The organism is Blastococcus sp. OS1-29 (genome assembly GCF_057628075.1).
The window spans coordinates 202,293-226,897 of sequence record NZ_JBXXJK010000009.1 but is presented as its reverse complement, the minus strand read 5'-3'; the positions used below and the strand labels follow the sequence as shown (position 1 = coordinate 226,897).

Here is a 24,605-nt window from a genome sequence, read left to right as displayed (position 1 = left end):
ACGTTCCTCATCACGTGGGGCACGATCGGCCGCGTGGCGATCGCGGTGACCCGGCGGCAGGCGCTCGACCTGCGGTTGCGCGCCCAGCAGCTGGGCCGGACGTCGGGCACCGTCGCCGACACCGCCGTCCTGGACCTCGGAGTGCAGGACACCGGTGCGGACGGCGCGCTCTGGGCGCTGGCCGTCCGTGGTGTGGACGACCCGCCGGCCGACGAGCTGGCCACCGTGTGGACGCTCCGCGGCGCCCCGCACGCGTACCGCCGCGCCGACCTGCCCGCAGTGGTCGCCGCGACGGCGCCGTTCTCCGACGCCGATGCCGGCAAGCGCATCTACGACGCGTCCCGCCCGCTGAAGGCGGCCGGCATCTCCAACCTGGCCGCGCTGGACGCCGTCGCCGAGGCGATGCGCTCGATCGTGACCGAGCCAATGGTGAAGGGCGAGATGTCCAGCCGGCTGGCGGCCGTCATGGACGAGCCGTACCAGCGCTTCTGCCGGGTCTGCGACGCTGTGCACCTCTACGAGATGCCGTTCCGGCTGGCGGCCCTGCGCGCCGGGCTGGAGCTGGAGGCCGGCACCTCTCCCCCCGTCCTCCGGCCGGTTCCCGGACTGACGGCGGCCGCCGAGGTACCCGAGCGGCTCGACGTGGTCCGGGCCTACCTGCGCCTGCTCGGGCCGGCGACCCCGCAGCACGTCGCCGGATATCTCGACGCCCCGGTGAAGGACGTCGAGGCGCACTGGCCGGACGACGTCACCGAGGTCTCCCTGGACGGCGAACGCCGCTGGCTGCTCGCCGCGGACGCCGCCCGGCTCGACGACCCCACCCCCCGCCCCACCCTGCTGCTCGCCCCGTTCGACCTCTACCTGCAGGCGCGGGACCGGTCGCTGCTCGTGCCCGACGCCGACCGTGGGAAGGACCTGTGGCGCACCCTGGGCCGGCCCGGTGGCGTGCTGTCCGGCGGCGAGATCGCCGGCACCTGGCGAGCGCGGAAGGCCGGCGCCGCGGTCATCGTGTCCGTGGAGCTGTGGAGCCCGGCGGACCGCACCGCCATCGAGGAGCAGGCCGAGCGCCTGGCTGCGTTCCGCGGCCTGCCGCTGAAGGCCGTGGACGTCGAGAGCTGACGTCCACGGCGGCGGATCAGTCCCGCGCGAGGACGATGCGGACGTACGGGTCGCGGGCCAGGACGGCGCGGGCCCGAGCCGCCTGCGCGGTCGCGAACGGGCGGGCGTCGGCGGAGCGCCGGCGACGGGCCGGGGTCTCGATCACGGGGCGGGTGACGCGCTGGGCGGCGAAGGCAGTCATCTGAGGTTCCTCCTGGGTATTGCGAATGCGCGTGCAAAAGTTTCTACGAGAATCATATTCATGATTCGACTCGGCAGCGTCCTGGAATGGTGTGAGAACGGCCACCGAGGAATGGGTGGCATGAGCTGGACCACATTCTTCCTGGCTTCCGTGTGAGCGGCAGCACACCGCTGACCAGCGGCGTGAGCGCGACCACCTGGCGTTTCCGGTCGAGCCGGATCGGGTCCGCGCTTCCTTCCCGGAATGGTCGTCACGTCGTCCGCAAGAATCGGGGCATTTCTGGTCGTCGCCGATGAGCGGCGTGGGAACGTGCACGACGGACGCCGGCTGGCACGCTGAGCGCATGCCCGCCCGCTGGCCCCTGCTGGCCGCCTTCGTCGTGCCGCTGGTGCTGGGGACGATCGTCGCCTTCGGGGTGGCCTTCGGCGTGCTCACCGCGTGCACGGACACGTTCGGCTGCGTGGCGACCGACTGCGCCCCCTGCCGGTCGGCGAGCACGTGGCTGAGCGCCGGCTGGGCCGCCCAGGGAGTGCTCGTCGTGGCCGCGCTGGTGCTCGCCGTCGTCGTCCGCCGCGGCCGGTGGCTCCGCAACGCGCGCGCCACGGGCCTGAGCCTCGCCGGCCTGAGCCTGCTCATCGGGATCACGGCGACCGTTGCGGCCGTGCAGAGCTACTGACCGCTCTTCCCGCGGGGATATCTCACCGCTAAGATACCGGCCATGACAGCGCGCCGGGTCCGCATCGGCATCGACACCGGCGGGACGTTCACCGACGTCGTCGCCGTGGACGAGGAGACCGGCCGGACGACGACCACCAAGACGCCGTCCACCCCCGCCGACCCGGCCGAGGGCTTCCTCAACGGCGTCCGCAAGGTGCTCGACCTGATGGGCCTCTCCGGCGAGGCGGTCACTGCCGTCAGCCACGGGACGACGGTCGCGACCAACCAGCTGCTCGAGGGCAAGCTCGACCGGATCGGGTTCATCACCACCGAGGGCTACGAGTCGGTGCTGGAGATCGCCCGCCAGTCGGTGCCCGACGGCTACGGCAACAGCTACTTCTGGGTCAAGCCGCCGCGGATCGTGCCGGCCGACCTGGTCCGAACCGTCGGCGGCCGGCTGGACCACACCGGTGCCGAGGTGCGCCCGTTCGACGAGGACGAGGCCCGCGCGGCCGTCCGCTTCTTCAAGGACGCCGGCATCAGCACCCTCGGCGTCTGCTTCCTGCACGCCTACGCGAACGACGCCCACGAGCGGGCGATGCTGGACGTGATCCGCGAGGAGCACCCCGGCGCGGTCGTCAGCATCTCCAGCCAGGTGCTGCGCGAGTACCGCGAGTACGAGCGCTCGGTGACCACGCTGGTCGACGCCGCGGTGAAGCCCAAGGTCGGCGCGTACGTCACCAACATCCGCACGCGGCTGGACGAGATCGCGCCGGGCGTGCCGTTCTACGTCATGAAGAGCAACGGCGGCGTGCTGAGCGCCGGCGAGGTCGTGCACCAGCCGATCACCACGATGCTGTCCGGCCCGGCCGCCGGCGCCCTCGGCGCGGCGCTGATCGCGGGCACCGCCGGCTTCGACCGGGTGCTCACCTGCGACGGGGGCGGCACCTCCACCGACGTCACGGTGGTCATCGACGGCGAGCCGGCGCTCACCACCGAGGGCTCGGTCGGCGACTACCCGTCCAAGATCCCGATGATCGACGTCGTCACCGTCGGCGCGGGCGGCGGCTCGATCGCCTGGCTCTCCCCCGAGGGCACGCTCAAGGTCGGCCCGAAGTCGGCCGGCGCCGACCCCGGCCCCATGTGCTACCCGGACGGCGGCGACCAGCCGACCGTCACCGACGCGCACGTCGTCCTGGGCCGCATCCCGCCGCACCTGCTGGGCGGGGAGATCCCGCTCTCGGTCGAGGCGGCCTTCGACGGGCTGAGCGCGCTCGGCGCCGAGCTCGACATGGACCTCGAGCGCACCGCCACCGGCATCCTCGAGATCTCCGCGTGGAACCAGGCCAACGCGCTGCGGCAGGTGACCGTCGCGAAGGGCCTCGACGTCCGCGACTTCACGCTCACGACGTTCGGGGGCTCCGGCTCGCTGCTCGCCTGCCGGCTGATGGACATCCTCAACCTGCCGCGCACGCTCGTGCCCCCGAACCCGGGCAACGTCAGCGCCTTCGGGTTGCTGACCGTCGACGTCCGCAACGACTACGTGCAGACCGTCGTCGCCAAGCACGCCGACCTCGACCTCGCCCGGGTGCGCTCGGTCTACGCCGACCTCGAGTCGCAGGCGCAGAAGGCGCTGGACGGCGAGGGTTTCGGCCGCGGTGAGCAGCGCATGCAGCGGACGGCGGACCTGCGCTACGTCGGCCAGGCGTTCGAGGTGCGCATCCCGGTGCCGGACGGGGAACTGGATGCGGAGGACAGCGACACGGTTGCCCAGGTGTTCCACGCCGCGCACCGCCAGTTGTACGGCTACGACTTCGCCACCGACCCGCGTCAGGCCGTGGAGTGGGTCAACCTCCGCGTCAGCGGCATCGGGCCGATCCGCCGTCCGGACATGGTCGAACTGGAGGCCCGCTCGGAAGGCACGGTCGGCGGGGCGATATCCGGCTCTCGCCGCGTCTTCTTCGACGACTGGATCGAGACACCGACCTACAACCGACCCGACCTCGCGCCCGGCGACGTGGTCACCGGGCCGGCGATCATCGAGGAGTTCGGCTCCACGGTGCCCGTGCACCCCGGCTTCGTCGCCACGGTCGACGCCTACGGCAACCTGCTGCTCACGAAGGAGTCGGCTCAGTGACCCAGCCGAAGATCGACGCCGACCCCGTCCTCGTCGAGATCGTCGCCGGCACCCTGGCGGCGATCGAGAAGGAGGTCGAGACCTCCATCGGAAGAACGTCGAGATCCCCCATGATTCGGGATGCGCACGACTTCCGCGCCGGCATCCACGACCGGCAGCTGCGCAAGCTCACGGGGCGCAGCTACAGCGCGCTCGTGCACCCTGTGGTGCGCGACTACCCGATCGAGACGATGAACGTCGGCGACGTCTTCTTCCACAACGACGTCTACCTCTCCGAAGGCGGCATCGGCCACCTCCCCGACCTGTGCGTCACCGTGCCCGTGTTCGCGGCGAACCCGGAGACCGGGACGCCGGAGGTGGTCGCCTTCATCCAGGCGTTCGGTCACCACGACGACATCGGGGGCGCGGTGCCCGGGTCGATGCCGTCGGCGGCGACCAGCGTGTACGAGGAGGGCCTGATGGTCCCCCCGATCAAGCTGTGGGACCGCGGCGTGCCGAACGAGAGCGCGCTGAAGATCATGACCCGCAACTCGCGGATGCCCGACTCGCTGGCCGCCGACCTCGACGCGGAGTGCTCGGCCTGCCTCGCGGGCGCCCGCCGACTCGGCGAGCTGTTCGACCGGTACGGCGTCGCCGCGGTCGAGGCCTGCTTCGAGGCGATCCTGTCCAACTCCACCGAGGTCTACCGGCGGGAGATCCTGAGCCAGATCCCCGACGGCACGTACGTCTGGGAGGACTACGCCGAGCACGACGGCGTCGAGGAGCCGCAGCTGCACCGGCAGCGGATCACGCTGACCATGGACTCCTCGCGGGAGACGCCGCTGATCATCGACTTCACCGGCACCGGGCCGCAGGCCAAGGGCCCGATCAACCACTGCGGCGACTACGCCGACGGCAACTTCCTGAAGAAGTGGCTGGCGCCGATCCTGCGCAACCTGGCCGAGACCCCGGAGCGGATGGCCCAGCTCGACGTCAACGAGGGCGTCGTCCCCCTGATCGAGATGCGGTTCCCCGAGAAGGGCACCCTGCTCACCCCGATCTTCCCGGCGCCGACCAACGCGCGGACGTTCGTCATCCTGCGCCTGCTCGGCGTGCTGGCCGGCGTCCTGGCCAAGGCCACCGGCGGCCGGATGCCCGCCGACCAGGAGACGATCCGCTACACCGGCGTCTACGGCACCGACGCAGGCGGCGAGCCCTACCTGATGCGCGAGGTGCTCGGCGGCGGGTCGGGCGGCCGGTTCTACGCCGACGGGGAGGACACCATCCACGTCGTCCCCGACTCCCGGAACCTGCCCACCGAGTTCACCGAGGGCCGCTTCCCGCTGCGCGTCGAGCGCCTCGGCCTGGCGCTGGACTCCGGCGGCGCCGGCCGGTACCGGGGCGGCTGCGGATACGAGAAGCACATCCGGGTGCTGCGCGACGCGCACTTCATGTCGATCGCCGACCGTTCGATCCTGGCCTGCTGGGGCGTCAAGGGCGGCAAGGCCGGGCGGCCGTTCCAGGTCACGGTCGATCCGGGCGGCCCGAACGAGCACGAGGTCGACGCCCTCGCCGATGCCGAACCGCTGAAGGCCGGCACCGTCGTCCGCATCCGGACGACGGGCGGCGGCGGCTGGGGTGACCCGCTGGACCGCCCGGTCGACGAGGTCCTCCGGGACATCGCCTGGCGGAAGGTGTCCGTCGAGGGTGCGCGCGAGGACTACGGCGTCGTGGTGAAGGACGACGGCACCGCCGACGAGGCGGCGACCGAGCAGCTCCGCCGGGCACGGCAGGAGGCCCGCACCGGCGAGGAGCCGTTCTTCGATCGCGGCCCTGGCTACGCCACGCTCTCCGGCGGCGCCGCCTTCAACGAGTTCGACGTCCTCTGAGGGGCTGACCGGCCGCCGCCGGCGTCCTCCCCCACCGTTCTGGGTCCTCCCTCACGGTCGACGGCGGGGGAGGACCCATCGTGATCAGGGTCGCTGATCACGATGGGGACATCAGGCAGCGGGACGCAGCTGACGCAACGCGCCGGTGAGGCGGGCCATCTCGTCGAGCATCGCCTTGCCGCCGGCCTCGAGCTCGGTGGTGGGGACGAACGCGTCGTCCTCGTCGAGGAACTGGGCGAAGAAAGGGATCGAGACCGCCTCGACCACCGGGATCATGCGCAGTGCCGCCAGCACGGGCTTGAGCGCCGTGGCCGCGCGCAGGCCGGCCGACACACCCCCGTAGGAGACGATGCCGGCGGCCTTGTCCGCCCACTCGCTCGACAGGTAGTCCAGCGCGTTCTTCAGCGAGCCGGGGAACGAGTGGTTGTACTCGGGCGTGACGAAGACGAACGCGTCCCCTCGGGCGATGGTCGCGGCCCACGCCCGGGTGTGCTCGTGCGTGTACTGCTGCAGCCGGGGGTGGTTGGGCTCGTCGAAGACCGGCAGGGCCACCTCGGCGAGGTCGACCAGTTCGACGTCGAAGCCGCTGTGCTGCTCGGCGAGCTGCTGCACCCAGCCGGCCACGGCCAGGCCGCGGCGGCCGGGGCGGGTGCTGGCGACGATGACCTGGAGGACGGGACGCGACACGATGAGCTCCTCTTGCTGGTTGAGCTTTCAACCGTAGCCGCGATCAGCTGTCCAGTCGCCCTCGTCCGAGCGTGATGACCGCCACGCCCCGACCGTCTCAGCAGGCGGACGGCGGCGCCGACGGGGCGCGGAACTCCAGCCGGATGCTGCCGCTGCGCGGGATGAGCACCGCCGTGCCGGTCGTCCGGTCCCAGGTGACGGGCAGCAGCAGGTACTGGTTGCCGGCCTGGCGGACCAGCCGCAGCCCGTCGTAGCGGAAACGGAAGGCGGCATCGGGGTCGGAGCAGCGCACCTCCGACACCCCGGCCACGTCGAGGCTCAGGCTCTGCTCGCTGTAGAGAACCGCCTCCGGCACCGTCGGCAACGCGCGGTGCAGGGTGATCGCCCCGCCCGTGCCCACGCCGAACGCGTAGGCGTCGGCCGCCCAGAACAGCCCGATGCTGACGAGCAGGAAGGCCGCGGCCCACTCGGCCAGACCGGTCGCCGGACGCCGCGCCTGCTGGGCCTGCTTCGCGGGTGCCAGCCGGAGCAGTCGCACCGCGTAGACCAGCGCGATCACGCCGATCGACAGGAACAGCCCGCCGGTGGCGGAGTTCGAACCGAACAGACCGCCCTCGGTGAGCAGGTCGGCGAACGACAGCGCCACCAGGACGGCGCCGGTCACGCCCGACAGGGGAACCAGCACGCGCACGGTGCGCCGCCGGGCGGTCGCCGGCACGCGGGTCAGCAGCAGCCGGTTGGCCCACAGCAGCACGAGTGCGAGCAGGCAGGCCACCGCGATCGGCACGAAGAGGCCGTCGACGCCGGAGAACAGGTAGTCGTTCGTGGTCAGGTCCAGCACCGTCGAGTTGACGTGGAAGTACCGGTAGTAGCCGGCCGCGCGGCTGCGGCCGAAGTAGAAGAGCAGCGCGGTGAGCAGGGACGTCGGCGCGACGATCCCGCCGAACACCTTGAACAGCCGCGGGAGGGCATCGGTCGCATCGATCTCGTCCGGCGGGCGGTCCGGAGGGACGTGCCCGTCCCCGGCCGGCGGGGACAACTGCGAAGCCTCGGTGCCCGGCCCGGTCCCGACCGCGGTCATCGGGGCCGCGGCTTCCGGCCCGGAGCGTGCATCCGCTATCCCTGCGGCTGGCCGGCGGGAACCTGGTCCGCGGCAGAGGAGGTGTCGGACGCGCTGGCGTCCGACTGGCTGCCGCCGGGCTGGGCGCCGTCCGCCGGCTGCGTGTCACCCGTGCCGCCGGTCCCCGGGTCCTGGACTGTGCAGTCGACGGTCGCCTGCACCGTCGCGCCCTTCCGGAAGAAACCGCCCTCGGCCGGCGGGTCGTACCGGATGTCGGACTGCGCCTTGATCAGACACTCGTCGACGCCCCCGACGTCGTCCGGGTTGCCGGCAGCGATCTTCGGCTCCCGCAGGGTGCAGACGCCGTCCGCGCATTTGGTGGCCGCGTCGTTCCGGAGCACGCTGTGGGGCACCCCGGCCTCCTCGAACACCGCCACGTCACCGGGTGCCCCGGGATTGCCCTGCGCCGAGACGTCCGCACCGTCGCCGGCCGGGTCGCCGCCCGGGTTTCCGCCCGGGGCGCCCGGGTTCCCGCCGGGAGCGCCGGGGTTCTTGCCGGGAGCGCCCGAGTTCGCGCCGGGAGCGCCCGAGTTCGCGCCGGGAGCGCCGGGGTTCTTGCCCGGCGCACCCGTGTTCCCGCCCGGAACACCGGGATTCGCGCCCGTGGGCCGGGCGGCGGTGCTGCCGACGTCCGCGGGCCCACCGCCGACGTCCGGGGCACTGGAGTGCTCCGCCGCCGAGGCGGCCGCGGCGTCCGCCGCCGTGTCCACCCCCCGGCCGCCCCCGGCGCACGAGCTCAGCAGCACGGCGAGACAGAGCCCGGAGAGGACGGCGACGGGTGAGCGGGTCATGACGACCTCCAGCGGCCGGGGCCGAGAGGGTTCACGGTTCTCCCGACCCGTGCACCGGTCAAGAGAGTCGGCAGCCCCTCCCGGATACGGATCGATCACGCATGCACGGTCTCCAGGGCCGGCGCGGTCGCCGCCAGCCGGCGGCCCATGAGCGTGACGGCGAGGCTCACGAGCAGCAGCCGCATGGCCTCGGGGGCCGGGACCAGGGACGCGACACTGCCGACCAGGAGCAGCACCCCGAGCCGGACCGGGACGGCGCGGGCCCGCAGCAGGGCGACGGCCGTCGCGATCCAGCCCAGCGCGAAGACGGCGTAGGACGCGACGTAGCCGACGGTCACGCCGGCCAGCGCGCCCGAGGAGAGCACCCGCGGTGCGTATTGCGACAGGCCCGGCAGCACGAACAGGGCTGCCCACTGGCCGCCGGCCACCAGCACGGTGCCGACGACGGCGACCGCGGGCGCCGCGACCGTGCGGCCGGCGCCGCGGAGCGGCGCGACGGCGACGACGGCGGCGGCACCCACCCCCAGCAACGCCACGAGCAGAACCGCCGAGGACGCCACGGCGAACGGCGAGGCCTCGACGGCGGGCCCCCTGGCGGTCGATGCCGCGGCGACCACGAGACCGAGGGCCACCACGGTCAGGGGCGCGGCAGCGGTGGCGAGCGAGCGAAGGAGCGAGCTGGGGTTCATGGGTCCTCCTCGGACGGCGCGGGCCCCGGGTGGGCCGCTGCACCGCACGCTGCCGTCCCGGGAGCCGCCCGTCCTCGGCCGCCCGCGTGAACCGTCTCCTCCGCACGGACGAGGGAACCGGTGCTCCAGGCGGTGGTGCCGGGCCGCGAGGAGGCGGCAGGCTGACGCGGACATCGGCGGAAGGAGGGGTCGTGGTCGTGGTTGCCACGCGCACCGGACGCGCCGGACGGCTCGCCTCGCTCCAGCAGCTGATCGACGTCGCCGTCCCCGTGCTGCTGGCGGTGCTCGCCGTGACCCAGCTCGTCGCGGGCCGGCCGCCGGGCAGCCCGACGCTGCTCACGGTGTCGGCGCTGGCCGCGGTGCTCCCGCTGGCCGCGCGCCGCCGGTCACCGCTCGCCGTGACGGTGGTGGTCATGACGGCGGTCGTCGTCCAGGTGCTGGCCACCGGGGGCGAGCCGGCCACGTTCGCCTCCTTCCTCGCCGCGCTGATCTGCGTGTACACGCTGGCCCGCGAGGCGCGCCCGCTCTCGATGGCGGCCGGGTCGGTGCTCGTGGTCGCCGGCGTCGTCACCACGGCGGTGCTGCAGGCCCGCACGGCGCCGGTCCACGCCTTCGACGCCGTCTATCCGCTGGCCTACTTCGGGATCGCGGGCGGGCTCGGCGCCTTCGTGCGGCAACGGGCCCTGCGGCTGTCCGCGGTGGAGGACCGCGCGGTGGCGCTCGAGGGCGAACTGGAGCGGGAGGCGGCGCTGGCTGCCGCCGAGGAGCGCACCCGCATCGCCCGGGAGCTGCACGACGTCGTGGCGCACGGGCTGAGCCTCATGGTCGTGCAGGCCGAGGCGGCGGAGGAGATGCTCGCCCACTCCCCCGAGGCGGCCGCCGAGCCGCTGCACCGCGTCGAGCGGACCGGCCGGGAGGCGCTCGCCGAGATGCGCCGGCTCCTCGGCGTCCTGCGCACCCCCGAGAGCGGGCCGTCCTCCACCGTTCCGCAGCCCTCCCTGCGCCGGCTCCCCGATCTGGTCCACGAGGCAGCTGACGCCGGCCTGCGCGTCGAGGTGTCCGTCGTCGGGCAGCCGGCCGACCTGGCGCCCGGCCGGGAGCTGGCCGCGTTCCGCATCGCGCAGGAGGCGCTCACCAACGTCCGCCGGCACGCACGGGCGACCTCGGCGCGCGTGCAGCTCACCTACACCCCGACGTCGCTGCGGCTCGACGTCACCGACGACGGACACGGACGGGCGGGCGGGCGCACCGGTCACGGCCTGATCGGCATGCGCGAGCGGGCCGAGCTGTACGGCGGCACCCTCGAGACCGGGGCGGCGGACGGCGGCGGGTTCCGGGTCACCGCCGTCCTCCCGGTCGGGGAGCCGGCCCCATGACGATCCGGGTGCTCGTCGTGGACGACCAGGCGATGGTCCGCGAGGGGCTGCGGATGATCCTCGACCTGCAGGACGACATCGAGGTCGTCGGCGAGGCGGGTGACGGACAGGCCGCGCTGCGGGCGGTGGGCGAGCACCGGCCGGACGTCGTCCTGATGGACATCCGGATGCCCGGCATGGACGGCCTGCAGGCCACCGAACGGCTGCTCCGTGGCGGCCGGCCCGGCCCGCGGGTCCTGGTGCTCACCACCTTCGGCGAGGACGAGTACCTCTACGCCGCCATGCGCGCCGGGGCCAGCGGTTTCCTGCTCAAGGACTCACCGCGGGCGGCGCTGCTGCACGCCGTCCGGACCGTCGCCGACGGCTCCGCGCTGCTCGACCCGGCGCTCACCCGACGGCTGATCGAGGACTGGGTGCGCCGTCCGCCGCCCGGCACCGGCGTGCCCGAGCCGCTGCGGAAGCTCACGCCGCGGGAGCTCGACGTCTTCACCGCGCTGGCGCGCGGCCGGTCCAACGGCGAGATCGCGGCCGAGCTGGTGCTCTCGGAGACGACGGTGAAGAGCCACGTCGCGCACCTGCTGGCCAAGCTCGACCTGCGCGATCGGGTGCAGGCCGTCGTCCTCGGCTACGAGTGCGGGCTGGTGCGCCCGGGCGGCTGAGCGCTGCGCCGGACCGCAGGCTTCTCGTGGTCCGTGAGGACGACACGTAGGCAGAGCGTCCTCGACGTACCGCCGGCGCCGTGGCGTAATGAGCACCGACGGGGAGGGGAAAACGTGCTGACCACGGCGGCTGAACCTGCTGCTGGCGCCTCCATGCTGCAGTTGGTCGGGGCCGGACTGTTCGGCGTCGTCATCGGTTGGTTCTCCTACTTCGTCAACCGGCACCGTCGGGAGGACGTCAAACTGACCGACGTCGCCGGACTGCTGGGGGCGATCGGCGGGGGGGCCGTTCTCGCCCTCTTCCCCAGCGGAACCGATCTCTTCGCGGCGTACGGCATCGGGTTGGCCGTCGGCTTCTTCGCCTACTTCGCCGTGCTGGTCGTCCTCGTCGCCCGCTCGTCAGGGTGGACGAGCGAGTGGTTCCTGGACGGCCGCCGTCCGGCGCTCCCCCCGACACAGCAGGGGACGGACGGCTCCCGCCCGTTCGGACCGTCGAGCAGCTCGTCTCCGGACACCACCGGTATCCGGTAGCGGACGGTGGAGCCCCGGGACCTCGCGAATCTTGTCGACGCCGCCCTCGACGTCGTCTCGTCGTTCCCGGGCCTGGGGCCCTGGGGGCGGTCGACGCCCGGGGACGAGGTCCGTCGCATCCTCGCCGCCGCTCTGGGCGTCCGCGGCGGAGGCTGGTCGTCGATCGCCGGCGCGATCGTCGCCGGGGGGCGCAGGCGCGCCGACATGCGCGGGGACCTCTTCCGAGCCCTCGAGCGTGCGCCCGCCACCCAGCGAGCCCTGGCCCAGGCCCTGGACCGGCTGTACCTCGAGCTCGAGAACCCTGAGCGCCGCCAACCGCGCGGCCCCGCCCGGCCCGACGACGCACCATCGACCGGGGCCCTGTTCCCACCGATCCGTGACGGACGGGGGGGGCCGGCCGCCCCCCCCCCCCCCGGTGATCTGCCACCACTGCGAGGCCGTCGCCGAGCAGAGGACACCATTCCGCCCGCTCCACCCCGCGGAAGGGACACCCCGGCGCGCCGCCGCTCCACACCGCCGGCCCAGCCTCCTGGCGCGGCCCCTCCCCCGGCGGCTGCGGGGCCTTCGGAGCCCAGGGCGGCACCCCCGCGGACCGGCCCGGCGACAGCCGGCATACCCCCCATGCCACCGCGGGGCGGCCAGCCGCCCCGGACGGCACCACCCCCTCCCACCAGTTCCTCGAGCAGTGCCCGCATCCCCGCTCTGCCGCCTGCGAGCCTGCCTCCGCCGTCCAGTTCGCTGGGCAGGTCCCGCAGCACCGCTCGTCCGCCTGCCGCCCGACGCGACGCGTCTGGCTCCCCTTCCGACCGGCCAGCACCAGAGACACCGCGGCGACTGGTGAGCACAGGGGTCGCGAGGCCCGGCGGACGACCGCTGTCCCCCCGCAGGGTTCTGGCGGCCGGTCGCGAGTACCACTACTGGTGGGCCGTCGGCGATCGAGACGTCGCCGGCCGCGTGGACGTCGGCCCGGACCAACAGCTGCCGTTCTTCACGGCGCCAGAGGGCACCCGACTGCGCGTTGTCCTCTTCCCCTTCGCCGATGGGCTCCAGCTGGATCCAGACCGCAGCGAGGGGGAGCTTCTCGTCCGCCGGGACGGAAGGCTGGAGGTGGCCCGGCAGCCGGCCGGAATCGCGGGCGGCGACTCGCTGCGGTTCCCGTTCCGCACTCCCGACCGGCCGGGTCTCTATCGGTTGCGCAGCAGCGTGCTTCTCGGCGCCCGGTTGGTGCAGTCACGGGTGCTCGAGGTCCGCGTCGGAAGCGCCGACCGCCCGTCGCTGCGGCGCGCGATTCGTTCGGAGACCGACTACACGATCTCGGAGAATCTGGAGGTCCGCACGATCGCGGCCATGCGGCCGCCTAGGGTCGGCATTCTCGTCAACGACGGGACGTCCGGAAGTCACGACTTCCGGTTCGTGGCCGAGGACGACGCGAGAGCGGGAAGACATGCCGACCGACCCCCACAGGAGGCGGTGACCGGTACCGCCACCCTCGATGGGGACATCTTGGGCACGCTCCTGGAAAACGCGCGCAAGACGCTCCGCACCGTCGCCTGGGGCACGCCGGAGGAGTGGCGGGACACGGACCGCGACCGGTACGCCAGTCCCCGGTCGGCCGAAGAGGTACAGGCAGACGTGATCGCCATGGCCCGCTCCGGATATCGCATCTGGTCGGCGCTCTCCCGAGCCCTCGCCGACGTCGTTCCTGGACAGCCGCCGGAGACAGGCGGATGGGCGCGCGTGAACCGGCTGACCGGCCTGCTCCGCCACTCCGGCGGTCTGGAGCTCGCCGCCCGCCGGTCGCTGCGGCTGGCGGTACCCAGCGCACTGGTCTACGACTATCCGCTGGATTCCAATCTGCCCCTGCTGCGCTACTGCCCGGCCGCCGAGGCGGCGATCGGGTCGTACCCCGACCTGACGCGGGCCCCTTGCTTCGACGGCGACTGCCCGAACTACGACGCGCTCGATGTGGTCTGCCCGGGCGGCTTCTGGGGCTTCCGTCACGAACTCGGTATTCCGCTCTCCCTCGGCGGGGAGGCGCGCGGCGCCACCGAGCTGAACGTGCGCATCCCCGGCGGCCACTCCCCGGTCCTCGTCGTCGGCTCGACGACGGACCCGAGCTTCTCCGACAGGTTGCGGCACCTCGCGACGCTGGAGCAGCTCCATGTCCCCATGACCTGGCAGCTGGGGGAGGAACGCGAGGCCGTACTCGAGATGCTGCGGACCGCCGCCCCCCACGTCGTCTACTTTCTCTGCCACGGTGTGGAGAAGGACGGGATGCCGGGCCTGGTGGTCGGCGACCCTGCACGCCCGTCGGCCATCACGCCGGACAATCTGGATGCGTACCGCATCTCGTGGCCACTCACCCGGCCACTGGTGGTGCTCAACGGCTGCCGGACGACGGCCCTCGACCCGACGAAACCGCTGAACTTCGTCGAGACGTTCGTCCGCGACGCGTCGGCGTCGGCCGTCATCGGTACGGAGATAACGATCTTCGAACCGCTCGCGACGGCCTTCGCCGAGGAGGTGCTCCACCGGTTCGTCCACGACGACGTCACGCTGGGCCGGGCCGTGCGGGAATCGCGTCTGGCGCTCCTGCGGCGCGGAAACCCACTGGGGCTGGCCTACGTCCCGTATGGGCCGACCGAACTGCAGATGACCTGACGGTTCGCCGGATTTCGGTCAGCCGCGCCGGAGGCGGCGCCACCATGCCGCCCTGCGGGCCGGCGCCGGCGTGGTCGCGGGCGGCGGGGGCGCAGGATGGGTCAGCTCCCAACCGGCCACCAGCGCCTCGATGTCGGCGAGGCCCGGAACCGGGGACCAACGGCTCTCCTGCGGACGGCGCCAGAACGCCTGCACGCGCTCGTTGTAGTCCTCGGCCAGCGCGCGGACGGCGGCCGCCGACGGGAGCGTCTCGGCCCGTCGCGGCAGGTCCTCGCGCTCCTTCTTCAGCGCCAGACCCGGCGGGAGCATGCCGAAGACGTCGAGGTTCTCCTTGCGCGCCTTGGCCAGGACCCACTCGTAGCCGGTCTCGTCCAGGGCGGCGCGGGACAACGGCTTGCCCGCGCCGGCCAGGCCGTCGAAGTCGCCGCGCGCCATCGCCTGCGAGATCTGGGTGCCGACCCAGGTCTCGAATGACATCCCCCGCGGCTTGCGTTGCGTCATCGCCGTCCATGGTTCCACCGGTCTCCCGTCACTGCGGGCGACCACGTCCGGCCCGATCGGGTGATGGCGCGACGGCGTGGGCTGCGCGCGTCGGCGGAACCCAGCAGGCTGTCCCGGTGCCGCTGTCCGCCCCCGGTCTCCCGGGCCTGCCGCCCGAGCTCGCCGGGCCGGTGGCCGTGGAACTGGCCAAGCCGGTGAAGGACATCCCCGCGGCGCACGCCCTGAGCGGCGGCTGCCTGTACGAGCCGAAGTGGGACGGGTACCGGCTCGTCGTCGTCCGCAGCGCCGCGGCCACCCGGGTGTGGTCGAAGCAGGGGCGCGACCTGACCGATCGCTTCCCGGATGTCGTCGCGGCCGCGCGGGCGCAGGTGCCGGCCGGCACCGTCCTCGACGGCGAGGTGGTCATCTGGAACGGCTCGCGGCTGGACTTCGGTCTGCTCCAGGAGCGGATGGTGTCCTCCGTGGGCAGGATCGCGGGGCTGGTCACCGGGCACCCAGCGTCCTACGTCGCCTTCGACCTGCTGGCCCTCGGCGGCGCCGACCTGCGGGGGCAGCGACTGTCCCGCCGCCGCGCCGCCCTGGAGGACCTGGCCGCCCCCTGGAAGCCCCCGATGCAGCTCTCCCCCGCCACCACCGACCCGGCGGAGGCGCGCCGCTGGTTCGAGGACTTCCGGCCGGCCGGCGTCGAGGGACTGGTCGCCAAGGGGGTGGGCACCCGCTACGCGCCCGGCCGGCGCGAATGGCTCAAGGTCAAGTCGTGGGAGACCACCGAGGTGCTGGCCGGTGGCGTCATCGGCCCGATCGGGGCGCCCAGCCAGCTGGTCGCCGCCCGCTACCGGGACGGTGAGCTCGTCGTCGTCGGCCGGACCAGCCCGCTCTCACCGCGCCAGTCGGCCGAGCTGGCCGCCGTCCTGACCCCGGCCGACGCCGACCATCCCTGGCCCGACCGGATCGGGACCGGCCGCTTCGGGGGTGGCCGGTTGTCCGTGCCGCTCACCCGGGTCGACCCAGCCGTCGTCGTCGAGGTCAGCGCCGACGCCGCGCTGCAGGCCGGCGTCTTCCGGCACCCGCTGCGGTTCGTCCGCGTGCGGTCCGACCTGCGCCCCGAGGACCTCCCCGGCGTGTAGTGCACACCGTCGTCAGGGTTCCTGCGGGGTGCGGCCGCGGGCGACCAGCAGTCGGCGGAGCAGGTCGGCCAACTGCTCCCGCTCGGCGGCGGACAGGCCGTCGAGCAGCGCGTGCTCGGTCTCCAGGTGGTCCGGCAGCGCGGCGTCGAGCGCCTTGCGCCCGGCGTCGGTCAGGGTGACGACGACTGCCCGGCCGTCGGTCGCGCTGCGCGTGCGGGTGATCAGACCCCGCTCCTCCAGCCGGTCGAGCCGCTGGGTGATCGCGCCCGACGTCACCAGTGCCGTGCGCATGAGCGCGGTCGGGGTGAGCTGGTAGGGCTTGCCGGCGCGTCGCAGGGCCGCGAGGACGTCGAAGGACGGCGCGTCCAGCCCGTAGCGCGCGAAGGTGGCCCGCTGCGCCAGGAACACCTCGCGCTGCATCTGGGTGATGCGCCCGACGATCCCCATGGGCGAGCAATCCAGATCCGGCCGCTCCCGTCCCCACTGGGCGAGGATCAGGTCGACGGCGTCCTCCACGTCGCTCACCGTAGTTCCTCGCTGGCACCGGGGAGTTCCTGTTCACCCAGGTGGGCGGCGAACGTCCGCGCGGGACGGTCCAGCAGCGCCTCAAGCACCCGCGGGCTGCCGGTGAAGCCGTGCGCGCGGTAGTGGTCGAACATCAGCCGGCCGCAGCGGGCGGCGTACTCCTCCGGCACCGGCCCGTCCGGGACGGCGTCGACGGCACGGACCTCCCGGCCCAGCCACTCGCCGAGCAGCTCCGCGATGCGCGGCGCGGTCAGCGGCTCCGGTCCGACCGCCTCGAAGGTGCCGCCGTCCAGCCCGTCCTCGGTCAGCAGGACGGCCGCGGCGTCGGCGACATCGCGCAGGTCGACCAGTGACTGGGCCTGGGTGAGTCCCCACGGGCTGCGGAAGATCCCCGTGGCGGCGACGTCGGCGAACGAGCCGTGCAGGTTGTCGGCGTACGCGCACGGCTGGAGCACCCGCCAGGTCAGCCCGCTCGCGTCGAGCGCCTCCTCCACCAGGTCCTTGGCCGCGTGGTGGGGCATGGCGCGCGCCTGCGGTCGCAGCACCGAGTGGTAGACGACCCGGCGCACGCCGGCGCGGCGCGCCGCCGCCAGCAGGGCGACCGCGCCGGCGGTCTCGCCCGGGTCGAAGTTGGGCCAGATGAGATACAGGGCGTCGGCCCCCGCCAGCAGGGGCTCGACGACGGCCGGATCGGTGAGGTCGGTGGCCACGACCTCGGCGCTGAGCGCCGTCAGTTCCGGGCGCGGTTGCGAGCTGCCGACCAGCGCGCGGACCCGTTCACCTCGCGACCACAGCGCACGGACGACGGCCGCGCCGGTGTTGCCGCCCGCCGCCGTCACCACGATCACGTGGGTAGCTCAACAGTGAGAGATCGGCAGCGTCAAGCAGGCGCGGTCAGCGCAGGCGGGTGCTCAACCGCACGGAGAGCCCGGACGGCGTCGGCAGCAGGTCGACGTGGTCCCACAGCTTCCGGGCCAGCCACAGCCCCATGCCGCCGCGGGCGAGGTCGAGCCCGTGCGCCGGGGTGAACCCGCTCAGCGGATCGCTGTACGTGGTGCCCCGGTCGGTGATCACGCAGACGACGAGGTCACCGTCGGCCCAGACGCGCGCGGACACCGGGCGGAGGCCGTGGCGGAACGCGTTCGCGGCGATCTCGGCGGCGGCGAGATGGAGGTCCTCCTGCTGCTCGCGGTCGGGCACCAGCGAGCCGAGGACCGCGCCGAGCTGGTGGCGCAGACCGGCCAGGGTGGGCGCATCGTCCACGGCGAAGACGGGAGCGCCGTCCTCGACCGGCGCCCGGGGCAGGGGGAGCGAGGGCACGTACACGCCGGGATCCTGGAAGCCCGCGCTGTCGGTCCACACCTGCCCGTGCACCAGCTGCGGGTGGGTCGCCGCGGCGCTCTCCACCACCGCAGCGGGCAGCCGGCGCCGGTCGTAGAGGCAGACGCAGGACACCGGGGCGTCGCCGAGGATCCGGTTGAAGACCGATTCGAAGCGCTGGCCCTCGCGCCAGTCGGCGGGGTCGCTGCCGAAGTCGACCTCGGCGAGCACCCGCAGCCGGCCGGACCCGCTCTCGACCGCCCGTTCGAGGTAACGGCGGCACACGGTGAGCGCGTCGGGCGCCCGGGACCCCAGCAGGCTGATCCGCGGCTCGATCTCGACGCCGGCGGCCCGTCCCCCCAGCTCGCCGAAGAGGAGTTCCACGGTCTCCGGCGGGCACGACACCGCGATCACGTCACCGGCGCGCAGTCCGGCCTCGAGGAAGGGGAGGGCGACGGCGAGCATCTCGTCCCGCGTGCCGACGACCGCGGCGCCGTGGCCGTGGCTGCCCGCCCGCGGCGGGTCGGCTGCTCGGGGCTGCCGGGACCGGCCAGGCGTCGAACAGTCCGTCGGTGCGCCGTCCACCAGCCCCTCGTCGTGGTCCTCCGGCCGGTGGGCTCCAGCCTTCGCGGGCTCATTCTGGGACATGCAGGTCATCGGACCGACACCGGGTTCCGCCGTCAGCGCGGCATCGGCTCGGCGAGCCGGGCGGCACACGACGCCGAGCCCAGCCAGGTGTGCGGGGCGCCCTGGTAGCACCAGCCCAGCCGCGGCCGCCGCGCGCTGACCCACAGCGCCGGCACGCGCTTGTCGGCGGCCCGCGAGCCCAGCAGCGAGAAGCAGTTCCGCCCCCGCAGCACACCCGGGTCGGAGACCAGGACGGCGAGCCCCTCGGCGATGGTCAGCGGCGAGCGGCCGGCCGCCTGCAGCCGCGGCAGCACCTGCGCCGGAGGCACGTTCAGCGTGTCCGCTCCGGGGTCGACGTCCACGAGCAGGTACGGGCCGGCCGGCACCTCGAGCTCCGGCAGCGGACGGAAGCGGGCGAGGTCGTCGTCGTCCATCGTGGTGAAGCCGGTGCCGCCCACGGTGTGCACCGACTCGAGCACGTCGACGACCGGCAGATGCGGGACGACCACCACGAACGGGATCGTCGTGCCGTCGGGCGCGGCGTCCGGCAGCAGGTCGCGCAACGGCTCCACGGCCGCCCTGAAGCACTCCGGAGCCAGGTCCAGCGCCTCGGGCAGCCCGACGGTGACCAGTGCGTCGACCTGGCGGTCGAACTCGAGCTCGGCCTCGGTCGGGCAGGCGGCGACGGGCAGCGCGGTCATGTGGTCCCTCTCGTGCGGGCTCCGCCGGTGGTGCTCTGGTGCTCAGGCCGGCGGGCCGGGCGACGATCGACGACCCTCAGGATCCCCCGGGCCGTCGGCCAGCCAGCTTATCCAGGACGGGTCGTCCCGGCCCACCGGCGGCCTGCACCTGCCCCTCGTCCACCGCGCCGCAGTCCAGCCCACGCAACAGCACCCCGGCCAGGGCACGCACCGTCGCCGGCTCGTCGAGAACCCCGCCGTCGGCCCGGTCCAGGTAGGCCGCCAGCCGTGCCCCCGCGTCGGGCACCGCCTCCCGGAAGAAGGCGTAGGTCGCCACGTACCGGGTGACCAGCTGGGCGGGGTGCAGGTCCCAGCCCTGGTAGAAGCCGCGGTGCAGCGCCCGCCGCACCAACCGGGAGTGGATCCTCCAGGCGTCGTGCACCTGCTCGCGCGGGCCGACGGGCAGCACGTTCGTGGAGCCGTCCACCACGCGGGCGCCCGTGGTGGCGGCGGCGACCTGCATCAGCTGCTTGGCGAAGTCCGCGGCCGGGTGGTCCGACGCCTGGTAGCCCGCCGCGATGCCCAGCGCTGCGCTGTAGTCGTAGGTGCCGTAGTGCAGGCCGATCAGCCGGGGTCCGGCGACGTGCACCATGCGGGCGAGCGTGGCCGTCCCGTCCGGCCCGATGACCGCCTGCGGGGTCTCGATCTGCAGCTCCAGGTCCAGCGTCACCCCGTGCGCGGCCTGCAGCGCCTCGATCACCGGCAGGAACGCCGCGACCTGTTCGACGTCGGTGACCTTGGGCAGCGTGACGACCGCCCGGCGACCCGGCAGCTCGCCGAGGAACAGGTCCAGGGACCGGACGCCGCGGTGGCGGGTGTGCGGCTCGAGGGACTTGCCGCGGATCCCGATGGACGGGGGCGCGACCCCGGCGGTGACGTCGGCGGCCAGCGTCACCGCGGCGGCCAGCACGTCCTCGTCCTCGTTCTCCCCGCCCCGCCGGTAGCCGTCCTCCGCGTCGACCCGGAGGTCCTCCACCGGCTCGGAGGCCAGCTTGTGCCGGACCCGCGGCAGCACCTCCTCGACCAGCTCGGGGTGGAGCCCCAGGTCGGGCAGGCCGTGCTCGTCGAGCGCCTCCAGGGCTGCGGCCCCCCAGGCGGTCGCCAGCTCCGGGACGACGGCGTCGGCAGGGACGTAGCAGGTGTGCACCGGCTGCCGCTCGGGCCACTCGCCGGGATACCGGGCCATCCGGAGCGCGTCGCCCGGCGTCAGCCGCCGGTCGAGTTCGGCATAGAGCTCCTCGGGAAGTGTCATGCGTCGTTCAATCCACCAGTTCGTAGGCGGGCAGGGTCAGGAAGTCGGGGAAGTCCTCCGCCAGCGCCACCTGATCGAACAGCCGCCGGGCGTCGTCCAGGCGGTCCAGTTCGCCGATACCGGCCACCTCCTCGTCGATCACACGGCGCACCAGTTCGGGGGTCACGGTGTCGCCGGTGTCGAGCACGACGCCGGCGTTGATCCACTGCCACACCTGCGAGCGGCTGATCTCCGCGGTCGCGGCGTCCTCCATCAGGCCGTGGATGCCGACCGCGCCGTTGCCGCCCAGCCACGCCGCCAGGTAGCGGATCGCCACCTCGACGTTGGCACGCAACCCCGCCATCGTGCGGTCGCCGGGGACGCCGGGCACGTCGAGGAGCTGCTCCGGTGTGACGGAGACATCCGGCCGCTGCCGGTCGAGCTGGTTGGGCCGGTCGCCGAGGACGCCGTCGAACACCTCGCGGCAGGTCGCCACCAGGTCGGGATGCGCCACCCACGAGCCGTCGAAGCCGTCGCCGGCCTCGCGGGTCTTGTCCTCGCGCACCTTGGTCAGCGCGCGCTGATTGGCCTCCTCGTCGCGCCGGCTGGGGATCGCCGCGGCCATGCCGCCGATGGCCAGGGCGCCCCGGCGGTGGCAGACGGCGACCAGCTGGTCGGTGTAGGCCCGCATCATCGGCGCGGTCATCGTCACCGCGCCGCGATCGGGGAAGACGAACTCGGGGCCGGCGTCGCGGAACACCTTGATGACGCTGAACAGGTAATCCCAGCGGCCGGCGTTGAGCGCGGCGGCGTGGGTGCCCAGCTCGTGCAGCATCTCCTCCATCTCGAAGGCCGCCGGGATGGTCTCGATGAGCATCGTGGCGCGGATCGAGCCGGTCGGGAGGCCGAGCGCCTGCTCGGCGTGGTCGAACACCAGCGCCCAGAGCCGCGCCTCGAGATGGCCCTCCATCTTCGGCAGGTAGAAGTACGGGCCGCTGCCGCGGTCGAGCTGCTCCCGCGCGTTGTGGAAGAGGTAGAGGCCGGCGTCGACGAACGCGCCGACGGTCGGCTCGCCGTCCACCAGGAGGTGCCGCTCGGGCAGGTGCCAGCCGCGCGGACGGGGCACGATGGTCGGCAGCTCGCCGTCCTCGCGCAAGCGGTACTCCTTGCCGTCCGGGCTGGTGAACGACAACGTCCTGCGGACGGCGTCCTTCAGCACCACCTGCCCGCCGACGACGTTGCGCCAGTGCGGGGTGTTGGCGTCCTCGAGGTCGGCCAGCCAGACGTTCGCGCCGCAGTTGAGCGCGTTGATCGCCATCTTCGGCTCGGTCGGCCCGGTGATCTCCACGCGCCGGTCCACCAGGCCCGGCGGAGGCGGGGGCACCTGCCAGTCGCTCTCGCGGACGGCGGCGGTCTCGGGGCGGAAGTCGATGGTGCGGGCGGCCGCGATCTCGGCGCGCCGGGTGGCCCGGGCGGCCAGGAGGGCGTCGCGATGCGCACCGAACCGCTCCTGCAGTTCGGCGACGAAGGCGAGTGCCTCGGCCGTCAGGATCTCCTCGCCCCGCTCGACTTCCGGGCCTTCCACACGCACATCTGCCACTGCGACGCCCTCCCGAACTCGGCTGGGCTGGCATCCTCTCACCGTGACCCGCCTCGACGACTTCAACGACGAGCCGTCCGAGCAGGTCCGCGAGGCATTGCGGGGCTGCAACGCGGCCCCGCGGTTCGCCGCGGAGGTGCTGGCCGGCCGCCCCTACCCCGACGCCGACGCCGTGGTCGCGCGCGCCGAGGAGGTGGCCCGCTCGCTGTCCTGGGACGAGGTGTCCGTGGCGCTGGCCGCCCATCCCCGCATCGGCGACCGGCCGGAGGGCTCGTCGGCCGAGGCGCACGCGTCGCGCCGGGAGCAGAGCTCGATGCGCGATGTCGACTCCGGCACCCGGGCGGCGCTATCGGACGGCAACCGCGCCTACGAGGAGCGGTTCGGGCACGTCTTCCTGATCCGGGCCGCCGGGCGATCGCCGGAGGAGATGCTGGCCGAACTGCGGCGGCGGCTGGCGAACGACGCCGAGGCGGAGCGTGCCGAGGCGACCGAGCAGCTGGCGCAGATCACGGCGCTCCGAGTGCGGGGATTGGTCTCATGAGTGTGTCGACGCACGTGCTGGACGCGGTGGCCGGGCGGCCGGCCGCGGGCATGGCCGTCCGCCTGTTCGCGGGGGACGAACTGCTCGCCGAGGGCGTCACCGACCGGGACGGACGCTGCCGGCTCACGGAGGACGCGACCGGCGTCGGCACCCACCGGCTGGTGTTCGCCACCGGGGCCTGGTTCGCCGAGCAGGCGCGGGAGACCTTCTACCCGGAGGTCGTGCTGACCTTCGCCGTCCAGGAGCCCGCCGAGCACCACCACGTGCCGCTGTTGCTCAGCCCGTTCGCCTACTCGACCTACCGCGGGTCCTAGCGCCGTCGGCGGTTCCACGTGCAACATGCGCCCCATGGCGATCGTGCTCGGGCCCAACCAGTACGGGAAGGCGGAGGTCCGCGTCGTCGCGGTCGACCGCAGCACCCCGCGGCACACGCTCGTCGACCTCAACGTCAGTTCCACCCTGCGCGGTGACTTCACCGCCGCGCACATCGCCGGTGACAACGCCCACGTGCTCACCACCGACGCGCAGAAGAACACGGTGTTCGCGTTCGCCCGCGACGGCGTCGGCACCCCGGAGGAGTTCGGCCTGCGGCTGGCCCGGCACTTCGCCGGCTCCTACGACTGGATCAGCGGCGCCCGGGTGGCCGTGGAGTCCTACGGCTGGGACCGGATCGACGTGGGCGGTCGGCCGCACGACCACGCGTTCAGCCGCAACGGCGGGGAGGTGCGGACCGCGGTGGTGACGGTGGACGGCGACGAGGTCCACGTGCTCGCCGGGCTGACCGACCTCGTCGTCCTCAAGACCACCGGCTCGGAGTTCTGGGCCTTCCCCCGCGACCGGTACACGACCCTCGCCGACACCCGCGACCGCATCCTGGCGACCGCCGTCACCGCCCGCTGGCGTTACACGGGCACGGACCTGGACTTCGATGCCTGTTACGCGGGTGTCCGGACGGCGCTGCTGGAGACGTTCGCCGCCACCCACTCCCTCGCCCTGCAGCAGTCCCTCTATGCGATGGGCGCGGCGGCGCTGGAACGGTTCGCAGACGTTGCCGAGATCCGGCTGTCCATGCCGAACAAGCACCACTTCCTGCAGGACCTGTCGGCGTTCGGGCTGGACAACCCGGACGTGGTCTACCACGCCGACGACCGCCCCTACGGGCTCATCGAGGGCTCGGTGCGCAGGGACGACGTCCCGCCCGCCGAGGTCGCCTGGCAGGGCACCCCGGGCTTCTGCTGACGCTCAGACCTCCACGGACTCGATGCCGACGCCGCCCATGACCGCGCGGGCCCGCACGCGAAGGTCGGCCGCCGCGGGGTCGGTCACCCGCTGGATGCCGTCGTCGGCTCCCACTCCGCCCATCGCGCCGCGGTACGACCACCACGTCCGCCACCCCGTGGGCACGCGGACGGCGACGCCGCCCATGAGCGTCCGCACGCTGACGTCGACGCCGTCCGGGGACGGCGGGAGACCCGTCAGGTCGATTTGCGCGCCGCCCATCACCGCATCGACGCGCACCCGCGACAGGCCCGGCGCGGTCGGCCGCAGCTCCTCGCCGCTCATCACGTAGACCCGGCGGAGGTCGGTCGAGGTCTCGTCCCCGCGGTCCAGGCGCCGGGCGACCAGCCGGCCCACCACGAGCAGCGCCAGCTGACCGACGCCCCAGAGGACCAGCGACCGGAGCACCCTGCGGACGACGGGGTTGGACAGCCAGCTCGCGCTCATCCTGCGACGATCCCTGACGTGAGCGACGAGCGCGAGACGCTGACCTACGAGCTCTTCGGCACCGCGAGCCGCGATCTGGCCGAGCTGTAGGCCGGCGCTCGACCGCCGACCCGCCCGAAGCCGGCGTTCCTGCAGGGCCCCGCCGCGAGCCTGCGAGTGGCGGGGGGCAGGGACGTCCTTTCCGAACGTCGA

The 24,605-nt window shown here is 73.5% G+C and carries 25 protein-coding genes; 12 read left to right on the top strand and 13 right to left on the bottom strand.

Annotated features, from left to right (window positions below):
• Positions 1–33 precede the first annotated feature (33 nt).
• Positions 34–1,119: a winged helix DNA-binding domain-containing protein gene (locus AC2H4J_RS21995; RefSeq protein ID WP_487467051.1), complete on the top strand. Its 1,086-nt coding sequence runs from the start codon at positions 34–36 to the stop codon at positions 1,117–1,119.
• 16 nt (positions 1,120–1,135) lie between these two features.
• Here AC2H4J_RS21995 and AC2H4J_RS21990 read toward each other — a convergent pair whose 3' ends face one another.
• Positions 1,136–1,300: a hypothetical protein gene (locus tag AC2H4J_RS21990; RefSeq protein WP_487467050.1), complete on the bottom strand. Its 165-nt coding sequence runs from the start codon at positions 1,298–1,300 to the stop codon at positions 1,136–1,138.
• Positions 1,301–1,643: 343 nt separating this feature from the next.
• Between AC2H4J_RS21990 and AC2H4J_RS21985 the strand changes: the two genes are divergently transcribed.
• From AC2H4J_RS21985 to AC2H4J_RS21975, 3 genes are read left to right on the top strand one after another with little or no spacing between them, the layout of a single operon-like run.
• Positions 1,644–1,976, top strand: a complete 333-nt coding sequence (locus AC2H4J_RS21985; RefSeq protein WP_487467049.1) for a hypothetical protein — start codon at positions 1,644–1,646, stop codon at positions 1,974–1,976.
• A 42-nt stretch (positions 1,977–2,018) separates the two neighbouring features.
• Positions 2,019–4,094, top strand: coding sequence for a hydantoinase/oxoprolinase family protein (locus AC2H4J_RS21980; protein WP_487467048.1), 2,076 nt, complete (start codon positions 2,019–2,021; stop codon positions 4,092–4,094).
• Positions 4,091–5,962: a hydantoinase B/oxoprolinase family protein gene (locus AC2H4J_RS21975; RefSeq protein ID WP_487467047.1), complete on the top strand. Its 1,872-nt coding sequence runs from the start codon at positions 4,091–4,093 to the stop codon at positions 5,960–5,962. The genes AC2H4J_RS21980 and AC2H4J_RS21975 overlap by 4 nt, the downstream gene beginning before the upstream one ends.
• 111 nt (positions 5,963–6,073) lie before the next feature.
• Here AC2H4J_RS21975 and AC2H4J_RS21970 read toward each other — a convergent pair whose 3' ends face one another.
• The 4 genes from AC2H4J_RS21970 to AC2H4J_RS21955 all read right to left on the bottom strand — a co-directional run bounded on the left by AC2H4J_RS21970 (position 6,074) and on the right by AC2H4J_RS21955 (position 9,249).
• Positions 6,074–6,649 carry an NADPH-dependent FMN reductase gene (locus AC2H4J_RS21970; protein WP_487467046.1) on the bottom strand — a complete coding sequence of 192 codons (576 nt, stop codon included), beginning with the start codon at positions 6,647–6,649 and terminating at the stop codon, positions 6,074–6,076.
• 97 nt (positions 6,650–6,746) lie between these two features.
• On the bottom strand, positions 6,747–7,730 hold the full coding sequence (locus AC2H4J_RS21965; RefSeq protein ID WP_487467045.1) for a hypothetical protein: 984 nt from the start codon (positions 7,728–7,730) through the stop codon (positions 6,747–6,749).
• Positions 7,731–7,765: 35 nt separating this feature from the next.
• Positions 7,766–8,560 carry a hypothetical protein gene (locus tag AC2H4J_RS21960; protein ID WP_487467044.1) on the bottom strand — a complete coding sequence of 265 codons (795 nt, stop codon included), beginning with the start codon at positions 8,558–8,560 and terminating at the stop codon, positions 7,766–7,768.
• Between the two features lie 95 nt (positions 8,561–8,655).
• Positions 8,656–9,249, bottom strand: coding sequence for a hypothetical protein (locus AC2H4J_RS21955; protein WP_487467043.1), 594 nt, complete (start codon positions 9,247–9,249; stop codon positions 8,656–8,658).
• Positions 9,250–9,440: 191 nt separating this feature from the next.
• Here AC2H4J_RS21955 and AC2H4J_RS21950 point away from each other — a divergent pair, with 191 nt between their 5' ends.
• The 4 genes from AC2H4J_RS21950 (at position 9,441) to AC2H4J_RS21935 (ending at position 14,476) form a co-directional block, all read left to right on the top strand.
• A complete protein-coding gene (locus tag AC2H4J_RS21950) occupies positions 9,441–10,625 on the top strand; it encodes a sensor histidine kinase (RefSeq protein ID WP_487467042.1) in 1,185 nt (394 codons plus the stop codon).
• Complete coding sequence (locus tag AC2H4J_RS21945; RefSeq protein WP_487467041.1) at positions 10,622–11,284, top strand: response regulator transcription factor; 663 nt, start codon at positions 10,622–10,624, stop codon at positions 11,282–11,284. Before AC2H4J_RS21950 ends, AC2H4J_RS21945 begins: the two co-directional genes overlap by 4 nt.
• A 153-nt stretch (positions 11,285–11,437) precedes the next feature.
• The gene (locus AC2H4J_RS21940; protein WP_487467040.1) at positions 11,438–11,815 is read left to right on the top strand and encodes a hypothetical protein; all 378 of its coding nucleotides are present in this window, start codon (positions 11,438–11,440) and stop codon (positions 11,813–11,815) included.
• A gap of 837 nt (positions 11,816–12,652) precedes the next feature.
• On the top strand, positions 12,653–14,476 hold the full coding sequence (locus AC2H4J_RS21935) for a CHAT domain-containing protein (RefSeq protein WP_487467039.1): 1,824 nt from the start codon (positions 12,653–12,655) through the stop codon (positions 14,474–14,476).
• Between the two features lie 18 nt (positions 14,477–14,494).
• On the opposite strand, the gene AC2H4J_RS21930 is transcribed toward AC2H4J_RS21935, so the two are convergent.
• Entirely contained in the window at positions 14,495–14,953 is a 459-nt protein-coding gene (locus AC2H4J_RS21930) for a DnaJ family domain-containing protein (RefSeq protein ID WP_487467038.1), read from the bottom strand.
• Between the two features lie 140 nt (positions 14,954–15,093).
• On the opposite strand from AC2H4J_RS21930, the gene AC2H4J_RS21925 reads away from it, so the two are divergent.
• A complete protein-coding gene (locus AC2H4J_RS21925; protein ID WP_487467037.1) occupies positions 15,094–16,104 on the top strand; it encodes an ATP-dependent DNA ligase in 1,011 nt (336 codons plus the stop codon).
• Positions 16,105–16,116: 12 nt separating this feature from the next.
• On the opposite strand, the gene AC2H4J_RS21920 is transcribed toward AC2H4J_RS21925, so the two are convergent.
• From AC2H4J_RS21920 to aceB, 6 genes are all read right to left on the bottom strand, one after another.
• Entirely contained in the window at positions 16,117–16,629 is a 513-nt protein-coding gene (locus AC2H4J_RS21920) for a MarR family winged helix-turn-helix transcriptional regulator (RefSeq protein WP_487467036.1), read from the bottom strand.
• Positions 16,626–17,477 (bottom strand): SDR family oxidoreductase, encoded by an 852-nt coding sequence (locus tag AC2H4J_RS21915; RefSeq protein ID WP_487467035.1) that lies wholly within the window; start codon positions 17,475–17,477, stop codon positions 16,626–16,628. Before AC2H4J_RS21915 ends, AC2H4J_RS21920 begins: the two co-directional genes overlap by 4 nt.
• A gap of 46 nt (positions 17,478–17,523) precedes the next feature.
• Positions 17,524–18,597, bottom strand: a complete 1,074-nt coding sequence (locus AC2H4J_RS21910) for an anti-sigma factor RsbA family regulatory protein (RefSeq protein WP_487467034.1) — start codon at positions 18,595–18,597, stop codon at positions 17,524–17,526.
• A gap of 32 nt (positions 18,598–18,629) precedes the next feature.
• Positions 18,630–19,277 carry a DUF5701 family protein gene (locus AC2H4J_RS21905; RefSeq protein WP_487467033.1) on the bottom strand — a complete coding sequence of 216 codons (648 nt, stop codon included), beginning with the start codon at positions 19,275–19,277 and terminating at the stop codon, positions 18,630–18,632.
• A 76-nt stretch (positions 19,278–19,353) separates the two neighbouring features.
• Complete coding sequence (locus AC2H4J_RS21900; RefSeq protein ID WP_487467032.1) at positions 19,354–20,568, bottom strand: DUF6986 family protein; 1,215 nt, start codon at positions 20,566–20,568, stop codon at positions 19,354–19,356.
• 7 nt (positions 20,569–20,575) lie between these two features.
• A complete protein-coding gene (gene aceB, locus AC2H4J_RS21895) occupies positions 20,576–22,132 on the bottom strand; it encodes a malate synthase A (RefSeq protein ID WP_487467031.1) in 1,557 nt (518 codons plus the stop codon).
• A 58-nt stretch (positions 22,133–22,190) separates the two neighbouring features.
• On the opposite strand from aceB, the gene uraD reads away from it, so the two are divergent.
• The 3 genes from uraD to pucL are packed head-to-tail and all read left to right on the top strand — an operon-like array spanning position 22,191 to position 23,927.
• A complete protein-coding gene (uraD, locus tag AC2H4J_RS21890; protein ID WP_487467030.1) occupies positions 22,191–22,688 on the top strand; it encodes a 2-oxo-4-hydroxy-4-carboxy-5-ureidoimidazoline decarboxylase in 498 nt (165 codons plus the stop codon).
• Positions 22,685–23,002 (top strand): hydroxyisourate hydrolase, encoded by a 318-nt coding sequence (gene uraH / locus AC2H4J_RS21885; RefSeq protein WP_487467029.1) that lies wholly within the window; start codon positions 22,685–22,687, stop codon positions 23,000–23,002. Before uraD ends, uraH begins: the two co-directional genes overlap by 4 nt.
• A 34-nt stretch (positions 23,003–23,036) precedes the next feature.
• Positions 23,037–23,927 (top strand): factor-independent urate hydroxylase, encoded by an 891-nt coding sequence (gene pucL, locus AC2H4J_RS21880; RefSeq protein ID WP_487467028.1) that lies wholly within the window; start codon positions 23,037–23,039, stop codon positions 23,925–23,927.
• Positions 23,928–23,930: 3 nt separating this feature from the next.
• Here pucL and AC2H4J_RS21875 read toward each other — a convergent pair whose 3' ends face one another.
• Positions 23,931–24,413, bottom strand: a complete 483-nt coding sequence (locus AC2H4J_RS21875) for a hypothetical protein (protein ID WP_487467027.1) — start codon at positions 24,411–24,413, stop codon at positions 23,931–23,933.
• Positions 24,414–24,605: the final 192 nt, after the last annotated feature.

Bases quoted from the DNA above. Each gene is read 5' to 3' on its own strand.
- AC2H4J_RS21965 (WP_487467045.1), bottom strand. From the start codon at position 7,730: ATGACCGCGGTCGGGACCGGGCCGGGCACCGAGGCTTCGCAGTTGTCC.
- AC2H4J_RS21910 (WP_487467034.1), bottom strand. From the start codon at position 18,597: ATGTCCCAGAATGAGCCCGCGAAGGCTGGAGCCCACCGGCCGGAGGAC.
- AC2H4J_RS21900 (WP_487467032.1), bottom strand. From the start codon at position 20,568: ATGACACTTCCCGAGGAGCTCTATGCCGAACTCGACCGGCGGCTGACG.
- uraH (WP_487467029.1), top strand. From the start codon at position 22,685: ATGAGTGTGTCGACGCACGTGCTGGACGCGGTGGCCGGGCGGCCGGCC.
- AC2H4J_RS21875 (WP_487467027.1), bottom strand. From the start codon at position 24,413: ATGAGCGCGAGCTGGCTGTCCAACCCCGTCGTCCGCAGGGTGCTCCGG.
- AC2H4J_RS21980 (WP_487467048.1), top strand. From the start codon at position 2,019: ATGACAGCGCGCCGGGTCCGCATCGGCATCGACACCGGCGGGACGTTC.
- AC2H4J_RS21945 (WP_487467041.1), top strand. From the start codon at position 10,622: ATGACGATCCGGGTGCTCGTCGTGGACGACCAGGCGATGGTCCGCGAG.
- AC2H4J_RS21940 (WP_487467040.1), top strand. From the start codon at position 11,438: ATGCTGCAGTTGGTCGGGGCCGGACTGTTCGGCGTCGTCATCGGTTGG.
- AC2H4J_RS21955 (WP_487467043.1), bottom strand. From the start codon at position 9,249: ATGAACCCCAGCTCGCTCCTTCGCTCGCTCGCCACCGCTGCCGCGCCC.
- AC2H4J_RS21990 (WP_487467050.1), bottom strand. From the start codon at position 1,300: ATGACTGCCTTCGCCGCCCAGCGCGTCACCCGCCCCGTGATCGAGACC.
- pucL (WP_487467028.1), top strand. From the start codon at position 23,037: ATGGCGATCGTGCTCGGGCCCAACCAGTACGGGAAGGCGGAGGTCCGC.
- AC2H4J_RS21905 (WP_487467033.1), bottom strand. From the start codon at position 19,277: ATGACCGCGCTGCCCGTCGCCGCCTGCCCGACCGAGGCCGAGCTCGAG.
- AC2H4J_RS21930 (WP_487467038.1), bottom strand. From the start codon at position 14,953: ATGTCATTCGAGACCTGGGTCGGCACCCAGATCTCGCAGGCGATGGCG.
- AC2H4J_RS21985 (WP_487467049.1), top strand. From the start codon at position 1,644: ATGCCCGCCCGCTGGCCCCTGCTGGCCGCCTTCGTCGTGCCGCTGGTG.
- AC2H4J_RS21960 (WP_487467044.1), bottom strand. From the start codon at position 8,560: ATGACCCGCTCACCCGTCGCCGTCCTCTCCGGGCTCTGTCTCGCCGTG.